General features: G+C 67.2%; 1 protein-coding gene. It reads right to left on the bottom strand.

What is annotated here, in order from left to right; translation table 11 throughout:
- Positions 1 to 1,559, bottom strand: a 1,559-nt coding sequence (locus ACPDIT_RS15140; RefSeq protein ID WP_423444919.1) for an FG-GAP repeat domain-containing protein, incomplete at both ends; no start/stop codon positions are given.

Below are 1,559 nucleotides of genomic sequence, written 5' to 3'. Positions count from 1 at the left end.
GGGTCGCCCTGGCGGATGTACCCCAGCAGCCGGGCCCACTGGTTGGTCCCCTGCCGCTCAAACCCCAGCGCATTCGCCTGCCCCACCCCGTTGTTGTCCTCCCCCTCCACCTGCCAGTGCCCCGGCACCACGCTCACCCGCAGCCGATACTCCCCCCAGTACGACCAGTTGTAACTCACCCGCACCCCATACCGCCCACTGGCCGGCAACACCACCGGCGCCATCTGCCCCGTCCCGTTGTTGCCCGCACCAAAACTCCCCACCACCGTCCCATCCGCCCGCTCCAGCTGATAATACAACCCGCTGCCGCCCGGATGCCCCGGCACCTCACAGGCCACCAGCACCCGCTCCCCCGCCCGCCCGCTAAACACCCAGTAGTCCACATCCTGCGACCCGCTCAAATTGCCCCGCCCCCACCCGTGCCGCACCCCACTGCCAGGCGGATCCTCCGCCAACTCCTCCCGCCCCTGCCCCCACAACACCGTCACACTGTTCCCATTGTAGTTGGCACTGACCAAATCCTGCCGCCCATCCCCATCCCAATCCCCCGCCGCCAACCCCATCGGACTGCCCGCCACCCCGTACAAACTGGCCCCCTCCAAACCCCCACGCCCATCGTTCAACAACACCCCCACCCGATGATTCCAACCCCCCACCGCCACATCCAACCGCCCGTCCCCGTCCCAATCCCCCACCACCACCGAATACGGATCCACACCCCCCAGCCCGTACTTCACCACCCCCTCCAACGTCCCGTCCCCACGACCCCGCAACAGCCCCACCGTGTTGTCCCCCGTATTCACCACCACCACGTCCGCCAACCCGTCCCCACTCACATCCCCCACCGCCACCGCCCGCGGCCAGCTCAAACCCCCATAGCCCACCGGCACCTCAAAACTCCCGTCCCCACGACCCAACAACACACTCAGCGTCTGCCCACTGGAGTTGGCCACCACCACATCCAACCGCCCGTCCCCGTTCAAATGCCCCACCGCCAACCCCCAGGCCCCATTGCCCGTAGCCACATTCACCCCGGCCCCAAAACTCCCATCCCCACTGCCCAGCCGCACCGTCACACTGCCCCCGCCCTCGTTGGCACTGACCAGGTCCAGCCGCCCATCCCCGTTCAAATCCCCCAACACCACACTGCGCGGATTGTTCCCCACCCCGTAATTCGTCCAGCCCACAAACCCACCGCTGCCGTCCCCCAACAACACGCTCACATTGTGGCTGTAGTAATTGGCCACCACCAGGTCCATCACCCCGTCCCCGTTCACATCCCCCGCCGCCAACCCCACCGGCCCGTCCCCCACCGCCACGTTGGTCCGCAGCCCAAAACCCCCCGCCCCCTGCCCCAACAACACACTGACCGTGTCACTGCCAAAATTGGCCACCGCCAAATCCCACAGCCCATCCCCATCCCACCGCCCCGCCACCACCGCATACGGATTGGCCCCCACCCCATAACTGGGCCCCGGCCCAAACGACCCATCCGCACCCACCACCCCACCCACCCCCAACGACGTCCCACCCCAAAACGTGTCGTTCGAACGGTTCTC

The sequence above is a fragment of the Limisphaera sp. VF-2 genome (assembly GCF_049537125.1).
In the GTDB taxonomy this organism is placed as follows: domain Bacteria; phylum Verrucomicrobiota; class Verrucomicrobiia; order Limisphaerales; family Limisphaeraceae; genus Limisphaera.
The sequence above is the reverse complement of the archived record's forward strand: the minus strand, read 5'-3'. Positions and strand labels throughout refer to the sequence as shown.